The sequence below is a fragment of the Pseudoduganella sp. GW821-FHT05F09 genome, assembly GCF_059419605.1.
In genome coordinates, this window is sequence record NZ_JBWKSD010000001.1 from 157,661 (window position 1) to 172,061 (window position 14,401).

The following is a 14,401-nucleotide window of genomic DNA, read 5'->3' on the forward strand; positions in this document are numbered from 1 at the left end:
GGTGCGCGGGCGCGTGGCGGATTGGTGCCTGGCGCTCACCAGCGTGCGGCCCGCCATGCGTCTACCGGAGCAGCCGGCGCGCTCCTAGAATGATTCTGTGCCGCGAGCTTCCGCAAGCGGACGAACACCCAACCAGGAGAACATCATGACGCAGCGTATCAACTACCAGGAACAATCCCCCGAGCTGTTCAAGAAACTCGTCGAACTCAATGCCGTCATCAAGCAGGGCGCGATCGAAGAATCCATCCTCGACCTGGTGGCCATCCGCGCCTCCCAGATCAACGGCTGCGGCTTCTGCGTGGACATGCACATCAAGCAGGCCACCATCCACGGCGAGCGCGCGCTGCGCCTGCACCACCTGGCCGCATGGCGCGAATCGACGCTGTTCATTCCGCGCGAGCGCGCCGCGCTGGCCTGGACCGAAGTGCTGACCCGCCTGCCGGAACAGGGCGTGCCGGACGATATCTACGAGCGCGTGCGCACGCAACTGTCCGAGAAGGAGCTGTCCGACCTGACCTTCGAAGTCATGGCTATCAATGCGTGGAACCGCATTAACGTCGCCTTCAAGTTCGTGCCCGGCTCTTACGACAAAGCCTTCGGCCTGGACAAAGCCCACCTCGAATAAAACGCCGTAGCGGGGACGGGGTTTCCACCCCCGCCCCCCGCCTGTGCATGGAGCCAATATGAATGCCCCGATACTGCCGTTCGCCGGCCGCCCTGCGGCCCACCGCATCAAGGTTTACCTGATGCATAGCTCTCCCATTGTTTGCGCGGGGCTGGGCGCCATGCTGGCCGGCGCACCGGACCTGGAAGTCAGCGCACCGGCCCGCTGGCCGTGCGCCGACGAGGCTTGCGTGGTGATCGCCGACTACACCTCCGCGCTGCGCGCTGCGCGCGAGTGCGGCCAGGCCTCTGCGCAGGGGACGCGCGCCATGCGGCTGCTGGTGGTGAGTTCGCAAGGCAAGGCGGGCGAGGTGCGGCATGCGGTCGACAGCGGCGTGCACGGCTACCTGCTGCAGGAGGCCGACGCCGGTGAATTGCTGGAATGCGTGCGCCTGCTGGGCATGGGCTGCCGCTACCTTGGCGCGGCGGCCAGCCGCAGCGTGGCCAATGCGCTCCAGCTTCCGCCGCTGACGCGGCGCGAGGCGGACGTGCTGTCCATCCTGTCGCGCGGCCATCCGGACAAGCTGATTGCGCGCGAACTGGGCATAGGCGTGGGCACGGTGAAAACCCATATGAAGCAGCTGATGCAAAAATTCGACGTATCCACCCGCACCCAGGTGGTGCTGAGCGCGATGGAGCAGGGGCTGCTGGCCGCGTCCTTCAGTCCACCAGCGTGACCACGCTGAGCAAGCCCTCGCGCGCCATCTTGGCGTAAGGGCAAACCCTTTCGGCGTTGCGCACCAGTTCCTCGGCGGTGCCCTGTTTCATGCCAGGCAGGCGCACCTGCAATGCGGACGTGAGCAGATACATGCCATCCATGGGATCGCGCGCAAAGGAGACGGTCGCTTCCACCGAAGCGCCGGCCGCACTCAGGCCGGCCTTGGCCGACAGCAGGCTGATTACCCCGTGAAAGCAGGCCGCAAAGCCGGCCGCGAAAAGCTGTTCAGGATTGGTGCCGCCGCCCGGGCCGCCCAGTTCGGGCGGCAGGCGCAATTGCAGCTCAAGGTTGCCGTCGTCCGAACGGGCCACGCCGGAGGCGCGCCCGTGTTCGGCCTCGCCCCCCGTCACCCGCACCGTCGTTGTGTAGAGGGACTGGATGTCCTGCCCTACATACTTGTCGAGCAGCGAAAGCGGCGGGGGAGCGAGCGGCTTCATTTCTTCTGCAGCCAGTTCTGTATGGTGGCCGCGCCCAGGCGCGCCTTGCCGGCCGGGACCAGGGTGCGCTCGTTCAGCAGCGCGCCGAAGTAGCGCGCGCCGGCGTCGGCTTCCACCTTGCGAGGATCGCCGATGGACACCAGGTACTGCTGCACCAGCCCGGACAGGGGGAAGGCTTCCGGGCCGGCGATTTCCACCGTGCCGTTGACCGGCGCGGCGGTGGCGTAATCGGCCATGGCCAAGGCCACGTCGTCCGACGAAATCGGCTGCACCAGGGCGGGGGACAGGCGCACGGTGTTGCCGTCCGCGCCGGACTGCGCGATCCCGCCGAGGAATTCGAAGAACTGGGTTGAGTGCACGATGGTGTAAGGCACCGAGGCTTCCTTGATCAATTTTTCCTGCGCTATCTTGCCCCGGAAATAGCCGCTTTCGGCCAGTAGGTCGGTGCCCACCACGGACAAGGCGATGTGGTGCTTTACGCCCGCCTCGGTTTCCGCCTTGAGCAGGTTGCGGCCGGAGGCGGTGAAGAAGGCCAGCACGTCCGCGTCCGCGAAGGACGGCGAGTTGGCCACGTCGATCACCACGTCGGCGCCGGCCAGCACCGCAGCCAGGCCTTCGCCGGTGACGGTGTTGACGCCGGAATTGGGCGAGGCGGCGATGGCTTCGTGGCCGCGTTCCTGCAGGATCTTGATGGTTTTGCTGCCTATCAGGCCGGTGCCGCCGATAACGACGATTTTCATGATGAAGCTCCTGGTGTTGCGCTCAGTGCGGCTGAGGCGTCCGGTTGCGGAGATCGCGGTACAAGGCCAGTGTAGGCCGCGCCCGGGCGCGCCGGTAGGCGCGTGGATGGCAGCACAGTGTTGAGCGGCGGGCACCAATCAAGGTGCGTCAAGGCGGGGAGAAATTGCCGATGCAGTAGAGGTCCAGCGCGCGGATCTGCAAGGTGATGTAGTCGATGAACACGCGGGTGCGGGTGGGCAGGTGGCGCCGGTTCAGATAGCAGAGATAGTGGCCGCGGTCGTCCGGCGCGTACTGCGGCAGCACCGCCACCAGCTGCCCGCTGCGCAGCAGCTCGCACACCTGGTAGCCGGCCAGCTGCGCCAGGCCTTCGCCGTTCAGTACGGACTGCAGCACCAGGTCGGCGTCGTTGAAGGTGCAGGCGGCCTTGGGCAGCAGCGTGCGCGACACGCCGCCCACCCTGAATTCCCATTCCTCCACGCGGCCGGTGGCGAGCCGGTAGGTGATGCAGCGGTGCCCGGCGATCTCCTCCACGCTGGCCGGCAGGCCGTGCGCCTGCGCGTAGGCGGGCGAGGCGCACAGCAGCAACTGCATGGGGATCAGCTGCTTGGCCACCACCTGGCTGTCGTCCATGCGGCCGTTGCGGAAGGCCACGTCCACCCGTTTGGCGATGAAGTCGGTGGGGTTGCTGTCCAGCACCAGATCCACCGTGATGCCGGGGTAGAGCGCGCGGAAGCCGCTCAGCAGCGGCGCCACCACCTTGCGGCCGAAGCCGGCCGTGGCGCACAGGCGCAGCTGGCCGCGCGGCGCGCCCGAGCGCAGGTCGCGCATCTCTTCCACGGCCTGCACGATGCGATCCACGCCGGGGCTGCAATATTCGTAAAACAATTCGCCTTCGCTGGTGAGCGTGGTGCTGCGGGTGGTGCGCAGGAACAAGCGCGTATCGAGCTGGGTCTCCAGTTTGAGGATGCTGCGGCTGACGGCGGACCGGCCTATGCCCAGGCGCTCGCCCGCCTTGGCGAAGCTGCCTTCGGTGGCGACGGCGATGAAGGCCACCACGCCAGCGTAAGTGGTGGCGAAGCTGGACGCCAGCGCGTCGGATTCTGCCGCGGAGAATGAATTCATGTTTTCCAGAGCATTATTCTGAGACAATATTGACAGTAAGTAGACTAAACCCGCAGGAGTAGTGAGTAAATGCCAAACAACGGCGATTTTCTGCCAGGCGCATCGCGCCGGCCCTTGGTGCTGTTCGTGGCCTTTCCCGGCATGTGCATGCTGGACATGGCCGGTCCGCAAACCGTGTTCTGGTGCGCCGACCGCGTGATGCGGGAGCGTGGCCGTCCCGGCTATGCGCGCCACACGGTCAGCCTGGAGGGCGGCCCGGTGCCCACGCTGGAGGGTGTGCCCATGCTCACCGAAACGCTGTCCGCCTTTGACCCGGCCGGCGTGGACACCATCGTGGTGCCTGGCGCGCCGAATATCGAACAGGTGCTGGTGCACGCGCAGCCGCTGGTGGACTGGCTGCGCAAGGCGGCGGCCAGCACGCGGCGCACCACGTCCGTGTGCAGCGGAGCGTTTGTGCTGGCGCAGGCCGGGCTGCTGGACGGCAAACGCGCCGCGACGCACTACGCCTTGAACGACAGGCTGAAGGAACTGCACCCACTGGTGGAAATCGACCGCGAGGCGATCTTCGTCCAGCAGGGCGGCACCTGGACTTCGGCCGGTGTCACCGCAGGCATCGACCTGGCGCTGGCGCTGGTGGAGGCCGACTGCGGGCGCGACGTGGCGCTGGCCGTGGCGCGCGAACTGGTGGTGTTCGTCAAGCGTCCCGGCGGGCACGCGCAGTTCAGCGCCTTGCTGAAAGCGCAGCTGGACGACGGTGACCGCTTCGAAGAGCTGCATCTGTGGATCTCGGACAACCTGGCCAGCGCGCACCTGACGGTGGAAGCGCTGGCGGCCCGTGTGCTGATGAGCCCTCGCAACTTCTCCCGCGTGTACAAGGAGACCACCGGCCGCACGCCGGCCAAGGCGGTGGAGATGTTCCGGCTGGAGGCGGCGCGCCGCATGCTGGAGGACTCCAGCCGCAACATCGACCAGATCGCCCGCGACTGCGGCTTTGGCGACGAGGGCCGCATGCGGCAGTGCTTCCAGCGCAACCTGTCGGTGTCGCCCAGCGCCTACCGCGAGCGGCGCGGCGGCGCCGCTTGATTTGTCCGTGATTGGTGCCTGCCGCTCACCAGCGTGCGGCCCGCCGCAGGCCTACCGGCGACGCCGGCGCACTCCTAGAATTGATCCTGTTGCAGCCACTTATCCCAACAGGAGTATCGAAATGGACATCAAGAAAATCTGCCTGAGCCTGGCCCTGAATGCCGCCATCGCCGTGGGCATGCCGCTGGCGCACGCCGCGCCCGGCGGCGTATCCTTCAAGCCCCTCATCAACAAGGACGTGGCCGAAATGCCCGGCAAGGAGCTGATGATGATCTCCGTGGAATACGCGCCCGGCGGCGAGGACCCGGTGCACCGCCACGACGCGCACGGCATCGTCTACGTGCTGGAAGGCTCCATCGTCATGGGCGTAAAGGGCGGCAAGGAAGTCACGCTCAAGCCCGGCGACACCTTCTACGAAGGCCCGGCCGACCTGCACACCGTGGGCCGCAACGCCAGCAAGACCAAGCCGGCCAGGTTCGTTGTCTTCCTGCTGAAGGAAAAGCAAAAGCCGGTGCTGATACCGGCGCAGTGATGCTGCTGTGGCCTGGCCGCTAGCCCGGGCAGGGCATGCCGGCGGCGGCCCACGCTTCCAGTGCGCGGATAAACTCGCTGTGCGTCATCGGCGGCACGCTGCGTTTGGCGCCTGGCTGCCAGGCCCACAGCACCAGCGGGTCGGTCTTCATGTGCTCGATCACTTGCTGGCCGGTTTTTCGGTTTCCGTTGCGGGCCGGATCGCGCATCTGCCGGCACACGCCACGCTTGTCCAGCCCCTGCCAGCGCATGCTGAGCGGCGCCAGGTGCCAGTTGGGCGCGCCGGGCACGCGGCCTTGCGCCGTATTGACGCTCTGGTGGCAGGCGGCGCACTGCAACGCCGCCGAGCCATGGCCGTCCTTGCCGCGCACCACCTGCTGCGCGTGCAGCACGCCGAAATCCTTCTGGCGCGGCGCCTCGGCCTGGTGGCAGTTCACGCAGCGCGGCGTCATCACCACGCTCGCAACCGGGTCGAACAGGGCGCCTTGCCCGGGATCGGCTGGCGCTGGCGCGGCATGGATGGAGCCCGCCAGCGCGGCGCCCAGCAGCAGGGGCAGGTAGGGACGGCCCATCATGCCTGCCCCGCCGCTTTGTGGATGGCGGCGCGGATGCGCGGATAGGTGCCGCAGCGGCAGATGTTGCCCGCCATGGCCTGGTCAATATCCTTGTCGCTGGGCTTCGGGATGGCGCGCAGCAGGGCGGTGGCCGCCATGATCTGGCCCGACTGGCAGTACCCGCACTGCGGCACGTCGATCTCGGCCCAGGCCTGCTGCACGCGCTTGCCCACCGGCGTGGCGCCGACCGCTTCAATGGTGGTGATCTTTTTCCCCACGGCGGCCGATGCCGGCATCACACAGGCGCGCGTTGGCTGGCCGTCGATATGGACGGTGCAGGCGCCGCACAGCGCCATGCCGCAGCCGAATTTGGTGCCGGACAGGTGCAGCTCGTCGCGCAGCACCCACAGCAGCGGGGTGTCCGGCTCGGCCTGTACTTTGGTGGACTTGCCGTTGATGGTCAAGGAAATCATGTCTGCTCCTGTTAATTTTCCTGCAAGGCCGCGGCGATCGGCAGCTTGCGTATGCGTTTGCCGGTGGCGGCGAAGATGGCGTTGGACAGCGCCGGCGTCAGCGCCGAAGTGCCCGGTTCGCCCATGCCGCCGGGCGCCTCGTTGCTGGCGATGATGTGGATCTCGATCGGCGGCGTTTCGTGCATGCGCAGCACGCGGTAGTCGTGAAAATTGCTCTGCTCGACGCGGCCGTTCCTGAACGTGATGTCGCCCCACAGCGCACCGGAAATGCCGAACACCACGGCGCTCTCGACCTGCGCCCGCACGGTATCCGGGTTGACCACCACGCCGCAGTCGAGCGCGCAGACCACGCGGTCCACCCGCACCTCTCCGTCCTCCACGCGCGCATCCACCACCATGGCCATGTAGGTGCCGAAGGCGAATTGCACCGACAGGCCTCGGCCGGCGGATCCGGCCCTTGGCCCGCTCCAGCCGGCCTTGCGCGCAGCCAGCGTCAGTACCGCCTCGGCGCGCGGATTGTGCTTGAGCATGGCCAGGCGGTAGGCCAGCGGATCGATTTTGGCGGCGGCCGCCAGTTCGTCGACGAAGCTCTCCACCACGAACACGTTGTGGGTGGGGCCGACGCCGCGCCAGAAGGCGGTAGGAATGTGCGGCGGCTCGTGGCGCGTGTAGTCGACCCGGATGGCCTTGAAGGCGTAGGGCGGCGCCTCGGCTCCGTCCACCGTTTCAGGGTCGAACCCGTTGTTAAAGGCAGGCGGCAGGAAACGGCCCAGCACCGAGGAACCCGTCAGGTGGTGGAACCAGGCCAGCGGCATGCCTAGTTCGTCCACCCCGGCGCGCACGCGGTCGTAGAAATATGGACGATACATATCGTGCTGGATGTCTTCCTCGCGGCTCCAGATCACCTTGAGCGGGTGCTTGACCTGGCGCGCGATGCGCACGGCGCGCTCCACACCGTCGACCTCCAGCCGGCGTCCGAAGCCGCCGCCCAGCAGGAAGTTGTGCACGGTGACTTTGTCTTCCGGCAGGCCGGTCACCTTGGCTGCGGCGGCGCGGGCGCGAGTGACGACCTGGGTGCCGGTCCAGACCTCGCAGCGGTCCGGCTGCACATGCACCGTGCAGTTCATCGGTTCCATCGCCGCATGGGCCAGGAAGGGCAGTTCGTAAGTGGCTTCCAGCACGCGGCTGGACTTGGCCAAGGCCTGTTCCGGCTCGCCGTCGCTGCGCACTTTGGCGGCGCCCTGTTGGGCCGCCCGTGCCATGTCGGCCACGATGTCGGCGGTGGACAGGTTGGCGTTCGGCCCGTCGTCCCAGCGCAGCGCCAGCAGCGACAGGCCCTTCTGCGCCGCGCCGTAGTGGTCCGCCACCACGGCGGCGCAGTCGTCCAGCCGCACCACCTGGCGCACGCCTGGCACCTTCAGCGCCGCCGCTTCGTCCAACCCTAGCAGCCGGCCGCCATAGGCCGGGCTGATGGCCAGCGCCGCCACTTTCATGCCCGGCAGCTGGACGTCGATGCCGTACTTGGCCGAGCCATCGAGCTTGCCCGGCGTGTCGAGGCGGCGCGTCGCCTTGCCGATCAGGCGGAAGTCCTTCGGCTGCTTCAGCACGATGGCCTCCGGACCAGGCAGCGGCAGGGCGGCGGCAGCGGCGGCCAGCTCTCCGTAGCGCAGTTTGCGGCCGCTGGCGGCGTGTATCACCGCGCCTTGCTGCGCGCGGCAGGCCGAGGGATCGACCTGCCAGCTGGCGGCCGCCGCCTGCACCAGCAGCATGCGCGCGGCGGCCCCGGCCTGGCGCATTGGCAGCCAGGCGGCGCGGATGGTGGTGGAACCGCCCGTCACCTGGAAGCCCAGCGCCGGGTTGACGTAGCGCTGGTCGTCCGCGCCGGCGTGCTCCAGCACCACGTCCTTCAGGTCGAGTTCCAGCTCCTCCGCGATCAGCATGGGAATCGAGGTGTAGGTGCCCTGGCCCATTTCGACATACGGCATGGTCATGGTGACTTTGCCGTCGGCCGCGATGCGCAGCACTGCGTTGGCTTGCCAGGCCCCGCTTGCGGCGCCGTCGCGCGCCCGGGCGGCGGGAAGGGCGATCTGCAACAGCAGGCCGCCCCCCGCCGCCATGGCTTTGAGGAAGAATCGACGATCGGTCATGCACGCTCCTTGCGCAATAGAGTGCCTGCCTGCTCTGCGAGCGGCGGGGGGGATGTTGGGAAGATTGTACGAAGCGTGCGCGGCGGCCAGGGGACCAAAAACCGGCTAAAACGGACATCGCGGCAGGGGCGCATGCGCGCCGCCGCCTCACATGCTGAGGGAGGCGGGCGGGCGCGACGCGCGCATGAACTGTTGCGGAGGTTCGCCCAGCACCCGCAGGAACGCGCGGCGCATGCGTTCATCGTCGCCAAAGCCGGTCTGGACGGCGATGCGCGCTGCGGACCCATGGCCGCTTTCGATCAGCGCCCGCGCCGCCTCCACGCGCAGTTTTTCGATCGCCTTGGCGGGGGACAGGCCGGTCTCGGACTGGAAGGCGCGGCTGAAATGGCGCGGGCTCCAGTTCACCAGGTCGGCCAGCTGCTGTATGCTCAGCGGTTCGCGCAGGTTGTCCTTGATGAAGGAGAGCACCCGGCGGATGCGCTCCTGCTTGGGGTCGATTTCGGCCAGCAGCGAGAACTGGCTCTGCCCGCCGGAACGGCGGTGGTAGAGCACCATGGTCTGGCTGATTTTCTTGGTGATGTCGTGCCCGAGGTCCGCCTCCACCATGCCCAGCACCAGGTCGATGCAGGCGGTCATGCCTGCCGAGCTCCAGAACTTGCCGTCGCGGATGAAGATCTTGTCCGGCACCACGCTGGCGGCAGGGAAGCGGCGCGTGAGCGCCTCAGCAAAGCCCCAGTGGGTGGTGACCGAACGGCCGTCGAACACGCCCGCTTCGGCCAGGATGAAAGCCCCGGTGCAGATGCTTGCAATGCGGCGCGAACTGCGCGCGGCCGCCTGCAGGCGTTCCACCATGCCGGGGCAGGGTACTGGGATGGCGGGCGAGCTGCCGACTATCACCGTGTCATAGCGCTGTTCGCCGAAGGCCGTGGTCTCCACGCCCACGCCGGACATGCTGCGCACCATGCCGCCGCTCATGGACACGATATCGACCGCATAGCTGTCCGGCGCAAAGTGGTTGGCGATGCCAAACACCGACAGTATGGACAAGTCGAGTATGTGAAACCCAGGAAATATTAGCAGTGCTACTTTGGCTACCACGGATGCCTCGCCTAAAAAAAGTCAGTAAACGCCTTTATGCCATAACTGGCCGCCTTCTTCCATGTGCTTCGTGCCGCCGCGCTATTCGCCGGCCAGCCAATGGGCCGTGTTGACGACGTAGCGTTGGATATCGCGCAGCGCGGCCGGGTTGGCTGCCATGCCGTCTCCGGGCGGTTCGCTGACGAAGCCGGGGCAGCCGGTGCCTGGATCCCAGTTGTAGTCGCAGAAATGGTGGAACGAACTCTGGGCAATGGCGCGTCCGCGCTGCGCGTCGCCCTCGAAGGCGACGGCCAGATTGAACAGCGCGCCGCTCGCCAGGCTGCGTCCGCGGGCGATCACGCGCGCCGGTTCGCCCGGCGGGGCGCTGACGGCGCCCTCGTGCGGATGGGCCGGGAAAAAGCGGATTGCGCCGTTGGGCGAGCCGTGGTCGGCCAGCACCGGGTGCACCGGGCCGGCCACCGTCAGCTCCTGGTAGTCGCCGTTGCGGCCTGAATGGTAGTTGGGCCAATGGATATAAGGCGTGCCGGTATCGTCGTTGACGCGGCGGCGCGGGTCCGTCTCGGGATTCCGGGTATGGAAGTGATGTGCGTCGCCGATGCCAGCCAGTCCGCACAGGGACGAACCGAGGTCCATGTGGTCGCGCGCCACCAGCACCCCGCCGCCCTGCTGGCGAAAACGCTCGATTGCGCGGCATTCCTCCGCATGCAGTCCGGCGCCGGTGTCGACCGCGAGCAGCCAGAGGACGTCGATGCCGAGGGTGTCGAGCCGGGACAGCACGCTGTCCGGTCCACTGCCGGCGTCCCGGTCCCTGGCGATGACTTTGAAAGCCGGCTGCCCTTGCGGGTCGCGCTGCCCGGCGAGCAGGCGCACCAGGAGGCCGAAACGCGCCACGGACCAGTCGCCGCTTGTCGATGGGATGGTGGTCTGGACCAGGATGGTGGGCGGGCCGTCGGCGCGGCGGTGCTCTCCTGCCGGGTGTGGCTTGCTCGTCATGCGGGTGCGCTTCCTATGTGGCCGTTGGATGAAAGATGGCCGCATTATAGAAGTTTCTTAGCGCTTGAAAGGGACAATAAGCCCTCGATTCCTGCCATTGCGCGAGGCGGGCGCGCCGCTAGCGCAGGCGTCCGAGCTGGCCTGCCTGGAATTCGTCCTTTTCCTGCCACTTGGACGCGCCCAGCAGGATCACGTGCAGCTGCTGCACGAAATTTTCCTCCATTTCACCCTCCAGCAGCGGCTGGCCGGGCGGCAGGTCCAGGATGTCGGTGGCGGCGGCCAGCATGGTCATCACGATCAGGCCGCACACCATTTGCAGGCGCGGCGTCGGCAGGTCGCGGTAGCGGCCCAGCGCGCGGATGTCCTGCGCCATTTCATTGGTGAAGTGGGTCACGTCGGTGCGGATCGCCAGGCGCAAAATGCGGCTGCCGCCCGAACGCTCGGTGGCGATGAACTGGAACTGCAGCCGGTTCGCCTTCACATAGTCCAGGTACACCCGCACCGAACGGCGCAGGATGGAGCCGCGCGACACGTCGATCTGGCGCGCTTCGCGCAGCAGGCGCCGCAGCGTGATGCCGGTTTCGTCCACCAGCTCCAGCCCCAATTCGTCCGTGTTGCGGAAGTGGCGGTAGAAGGCGTTCGGCACCACGCCGGCTTGGCGGGTGATCTCGCGCAGCCCCAGGCTGGTGAAGCTGCGGCCTTCGCCCACCAGCGTCAGCGCCGCCTGCAGCAGGGCCTTGCGGGTGTCGGTCTTGCGCTCGGGCCGCGCCGCGCCTTCTTCTGATTCATGCTCGATCATGGCTTCCTTGTGTACAGGTGTACCGCCATTTTACACGGGCAATCCACGGAAATGTGACGGGCGTGTGACGGGGCTGCCTATTTGTTGTGCAGGCGGGACTTGACTTGATGTGTACAAGTGTCCACAATCATGGCTATTCTTATTATTTGCTATGCCATGACTATACGAGCATCCCTGGCGCGCCTGGCGGACATGTTTGCCTACCCGCTGCGCCACTCGCACTACGTGGAGCTGGTGAACCCGCTCTGGACCACGCACGCGCTGATGGCGCGGGTGGTGGGCGTGCGCGAGGAAACGGCCGACAGCCGCACCCTGACCCTGCGCCCCGGCGCCGGCTGGCGCAGCCACCGCCCCGGCCAGTTCGTGCGCCTGGGCGTGCCGATCGGCGGCCAGCGGCATACCCGCACCTATTCCATTTCGTCCGCGCCCGACCGCGAAGACGGCTGCATCACCGTCACCGTGAAGGCGGTGCCGGAAGGGCGCGTATCGGAGCGCCTGGTGCGCCAGGTGCGCGTGGGCGAATATCTGCCGCTGGGCGAGCCGCAGGGCGATTTCGTTCTGCCCGAGTCCATGCCCGTGCATCCGCTGTTTATTACCGGCGGTAGCGGCATCACGCCCATCATGAGCATGCTGCGCAACTACGTGCAGGAGTACGAAGTGGTGCCGGACACGGTGCACCTGCATTACGCGCCGCGTGAGCGCGACGTGATCTTCGGCGGCGAGCTCGATACGCTGGCGTCCACCCAGCGCCACTACCAGCTGTTCCGCCACTACACCCAGGACGGCGGCGCGCGTTTCAGCGCCGAACAGCTGGAAGCTGCCTGCCCGGACTGGCGCGAGCGCGAAGTGTGGGCCTGCGGCCCGGCCAGCCTGCTGGCGGCGGTGGAGGCGCACTGGCAGGCCGCCGGCCTGGCGCACCTGCTGCACGTGGAACGCTTCCACGCGCCCATGGCGGCCGGCACCGACCAGGCCACCGCCGGCCGCGTGCTGTTCGCGGGCAGCGCCACCGAGGCGCAGTCGGACGGCGTGACCAATCTGCTGCGCATCGCCGAAGATGCCGGCCTCAATCCCAAGCACGGCTGCCGCATGGGCATCTGCCACGGCTGCGACACCAAGCTGGTCAGCGGCTGCGTGCGCGACCTGCGCAACGGCGCCCTGATCGCCGAGCCGGGCGACACCGTGCAAGTCTGCGTCTGCAGCGCGGTCGGCGACGTCGAACTGGCGCTGTAACCACCCAACGAGAATTCCATGCCTATTCCATCCCACCTTACTCCCGCCGACATCGCCGCCTTTGGCAGCGATGTCGAAGCGATCCGCAACGAAGTCATGGCCAGCCGCGGCGAGCGCGACGCGCGCTATGTGCGCCGCCTGCTGAAAGTCCACCGCTGCCTGGAAGTCGGCGGCCGCCTGGGCATCTACGCCAGCCTGGCGCTGCTGCCGCAATGGGGCCACGCGCTTGCCGGCTGGGCCTTCTTCTGGCCCGTGATGGTGCTGGGCGTGCTGACGCTGGGCGCCGCCAAGATCCTGGAAAACATGGAGATCGGCCACAACATCCTGCACGCGCAATGGGACTGGCTGCGCGACCCGGAGATCCAGTCCGGCCGCTGGGAGTGGGATCACGTTTGCCCGTCCGACCAGTGGAAGCACGCGCACAACGTCAAGCACCACACCTGGACCAATGTGCTAGGCAAGGACGCCGACGTGGCGGGCTACGGCCTGCTGCGCCTGTTCTCCGGCCAGCGCTGGAAGCCCTTCAACCTGGGCAATCCGCTGTGGGCTTTGCTGCTGGCGGTGTTCTTCGAATGGGGCATTGCGATCCAGGAGCTGGAGCTGGGCCGCGTGATCCAGGGCCGCATGAAGTGGTCCGCGCTGCGCCCCATGTGGCTGCGCACGCGCGCCAAGATCCTGCGCCAGGCGCGCAAGGACTACCTGCTGTTCCCGCTGCTGGCCGGGCCGTTCTTCTTCTACGTGGCGGGCGCCAACGCGGCGGCCAATATCGTGCGCAATCTGTGGACCTACCTGATCATCTTCTGCGGCCACTTCCCGATGGACGTGCACGTGTTCACCAAGGCGGAAGTGGAGAACGAAACCCGCGCGCACTGGTATGTGCGCCAGCTGCTGGGCTCCTGCAATATCAAGGGCGGCAAGCTGTTCCACATCATGAGCGGCAACCTGAGCCACCAGATCGAACACCACCTGTTCCCGGACATGCCGAGCAACCGCTACGGCGAAGTGGCGCCGCGCGTGCGCGCGCTGTGCGCCCAGTACCGCCTGCCGTACAACACCGGCTCGCTCACGCGCCAGTTCGGCACCACGCTGCTGCGCATCGTGCGCATGAGCTTCCCCGGCTACAGCCCCTTGCTGGACGGCCCGCCGCCGGCGCGTCCGCCGCGCACGCGCAAGGTGGCCGACGCCGCCACCTCGGCCTGACGCCTTACTTCTTTTCAGCCTGCGGAGTGCGCACCAGCTTCTGCAGGCTGTATCCCTGCTTCTCCAGCCGTGCCAGCAGCGCCGCATAAGCTTGCGGCTCCACCGTTGGCGTGCGCGACAAAATCCACAGGTACTCGCGTTTCGGTTCGCTGACAGCGGCCAGCTGGTACTGCTCGTCCAGCTCGATCACCCAGTAGTCGGCCCACACCATGGGCAGGAATGACAGCCAGGCGGGCGCGAAGCGCACCTCCAGCTTGGGGGACGTGGCGGCGCCCACCTGGCGGCCCGCGGCCGTGGCCACGATGGCTTCGCCCCCTTCGATCGCGCAGCGGTTGGTCACCTGCACGGTCTTGTCGGGCTGCAGCGCGTAGTTCGCGGTGGTGTCGCCCACGCATTTGCGCTGGAAGTAGTTGGGGTATTTTGCGATTTCGTACCAGGTGCCCATATAGCGCGGCACGTCGAGCGCGGTGATGGGTTGCACGGGCGCGGCGGCGGCGCCCGTGCAGGCCAGGATAAGACTGGCGGCGGTCAGCAGTTTGCTCATTGTGGTTCTCTATGGCAAAAGTGCCATGGTAGCGCCTTTGCCAGTACTGCGCCGCCGTGCTGCTCGAC

At 67.3% G+C, this 14,401-nt stretch carries 16 protein-coding genes; 6 read left to right on the forward strand and 10 right to left on the reverse strand.

Going from position 1 to position 14,401, the window contains the following annotated elements:
* Nucleotides 1-145: 145 nt before the first annotated feature.
* The gene (locus AC07S4_RS00560) at nt 146-625 is read left to right on the forward strand and encodes a carboxymuconolactone decarboxylase family protein (RefSeq protein WP_494984741.1); all 480 of its coding nucleotides are present in this window, start codon (nt 146-148) and stop codon (nt 623-625) included.
* Nucleotides 626-683: 58 nt separating this feature from the next.
* Entirely contained in the window at nt 684-1,340 is a 657-nt protein-coding gene (locus AC07S4_RS00565; RefSeq protein ID WP_494984742.1) for a response regulator transcription factor, read from the forward strand.
* Here AC07S4_RS00565 and AC07S4_RS00570 read toward each other — a convergent pair.
* The 3 genes from AC07S4_RS00570 to AC07S4_RS00580 form a co-directional block, all read right to left on the reverse strand.
* Nucleotides 1,324-1,818, reverse strand: a complete 495-nt coding sequence (locus tag AC07S4_RS00570; RefSeq protein ID WP_494984743.1) for an Ohr family peroxiredoxin — start codon at nt 1,816-1,818, stop codon at nt 1,324-1,326. The genes AC07S4_RS00565 and AC07S4_RS00570 overlap by 17 nt on opposite strands.
* Entirely contained in the window at nt 1,815-2,558 is a 744-nt protein-coding gene (locus AC07S4_RS00575) for an SDR family oxidoreductase (protein ID WP_494984744.1), read from the reverse strand. The genes AC07S4_RS00570 and AC07S4_RS00575 overlap by 4 nt, the downstream gene beginning before the upstream one ends.
* A gap of 148 nt (nt 2,559-2,706) precedes the next feature.
* Complete coding sequence (locus AC07S4_RS00580) at nt 2,707-3,681, reverse strand: LysR family transcriptional regulator (protein WP_494984745.1); 975 nt, start codon at nt 3,679-3,681, stop codon at nt 2,707-2,709.
* Between the two features lie 69 nt (nt 3,682-3,750).
* Here AC07S4_RS00580 and AC07S4_RS00585 point away from each other — a divergent pair, with 69 nt between their 5' ends.
* A complete protein-coding gene (locus AC07S4_RS00585; RefSeq protein WP_494984746.1) occupies nt 3,751-4,764 on the forward strand; it encodes a GlxA family transcriptional regulator in 1,014 nt (337 codons plus the stop codon).
* A 121-nt stretch (nt 4,765-4,885) separates the two neighbouring features.
* Nucleotides 4,886-5,296, forward strand: a complete 411-nt coding sequence (locus AC07S4_RS00590; RefSeq protein ID WP_494984747.1) for a cupin domain-containing protein — start codon at nt 4,886-4,888, stop codon at nt 5,294-5,296.
* A gap of 19 nt (nt 5,297-5,315) precedes the next feature.
* Here AC07S4_RS00590 and AC07S4_RS00595 read toward each other — a convergent pair whose 3' ends face one another.
* The 6 genes from AC07S4_RS00595 to fabR form a co-directional block, all read right to left on the reverse strand.
* Nucleotides 5,316-5,870, reverse strand: a complete 555-nt coding sequence (locus AC07S4_RS00595; protein WP_494984748.1) for a hypothetical protein — start codon at nt 5,868-5,870, stop codon at nt 5,316-5,318.
* Nucleotides 5,867-6,322 carry a (2Fe-2S)-binding protein gene (locus AC07S4_RS00600; protein WP_494984749.1) on the reverse strand — a complete coding sequence of 152 codons (456 nt, stop codon included), beginning with the start codon at nt 6,320-6,322 and terminating at the stop codon, nt 5,867-5,869. Before AC07S4_RS00600 ends, AC07S4_RS00595 begins: the two co-directional genes overlap by 4 nt.
* Nucleotides 6,323-6,333: 11 nt before the next feature.
* On the reverse strand, nt 6,334-8,469 hold the full coding sequence (locus tag AC07S4_RS00605) for a xanthine dehydrogenase family protein molybdopterin-binding subunit (protein WP_494984750.1): 2,136 nt from the start codon (nt 8,467-8,469) through the stop codon (nt 6,334-6,336).
* Nucleotides 8,470-8,616: 147 nt separating this feature from the next.
* Nucleotides 8,617-9,549 (reverse strand): GlxA family transcriptional regulator, encoded by a 933-nt coding sequence (locus tag AC07S4_RS00610; RefSeq protein WP_494985581.1) that lies wholly within the window; start codon nt 9,547-9,549, stop codon nt 8,617-8,619.
* 99 nt (nt 9,550-9,648) lie between these two features.
* Nucleotides 9,649-10,560, reverse strand: a complete 912-nt coding sequence (locus tag AC07S4_RS00615; protein WP_494984751.1) for a hypothetical protein — start codon at nt 10,558-10,560, stop codon at nt 9,649-9,651.
* 118 nt (nt 10,561-10,678) lie between these two features.
* Nucleotides 10,679-11,359 (reverse strand): HTH-type transcriptional repressor FabR, encoded by a 681-nt coding sequence (gene fabR, locus AC07S4_RS00620; protein ID WP_494984752.1) that lies wholly within the window; start codon nt 11,357-11,359, stop codon nt 10,679-10,681.
* A gap of 156 nt (nt 11,360-11,515) precedes the next feature.
* Here fabR and AC07S4_RS00625 point away from each other — a divergent pair, with 156 nt between their 5' ends.
* On the forward strand, nt 11,516-12,589 hold the full coding sequence (locus AC07S4_RS00625; protein WP_494984753.1) for a ferredoxin reductase: 1,074 nt from the start codon (nt 11,516-11,518) through the stop codon (nt 12,587-12,589).
* Between the two features lie 18 nt (nt 12,590-12,607).
* Nucleotides 12,608-13,789 (forward strand): fatty acid desaturase family protein, encoded by a 1,182-nt coding sequence (locus tag AC07S4_RS00630; protein WP_494984754.1) that lies wholly within the window; start codon nt 12,608-12,610, stop codon nt 13,787-13,789.
* Nucleotides 13,790-13,793: 4 nt separating this feature from the next.
* Here the strand turns inward: AC07S4_RS00630 and AC07S4_RS00635 are convergent, their stop codons facing one another.
* On the reverse strand, nt 13,794-14,333 hold the full coding sequence (locus AC07S4_RS00635) for a lipocalin family protein (protein WP_494984755.1): 540 nt from the start codon (nt 14,331-14,333) through the stop codon (nt 13,794-13,796).
* Between the last annotated feature and the right edge of the window lie 68 nt (nt 14,334-14,401).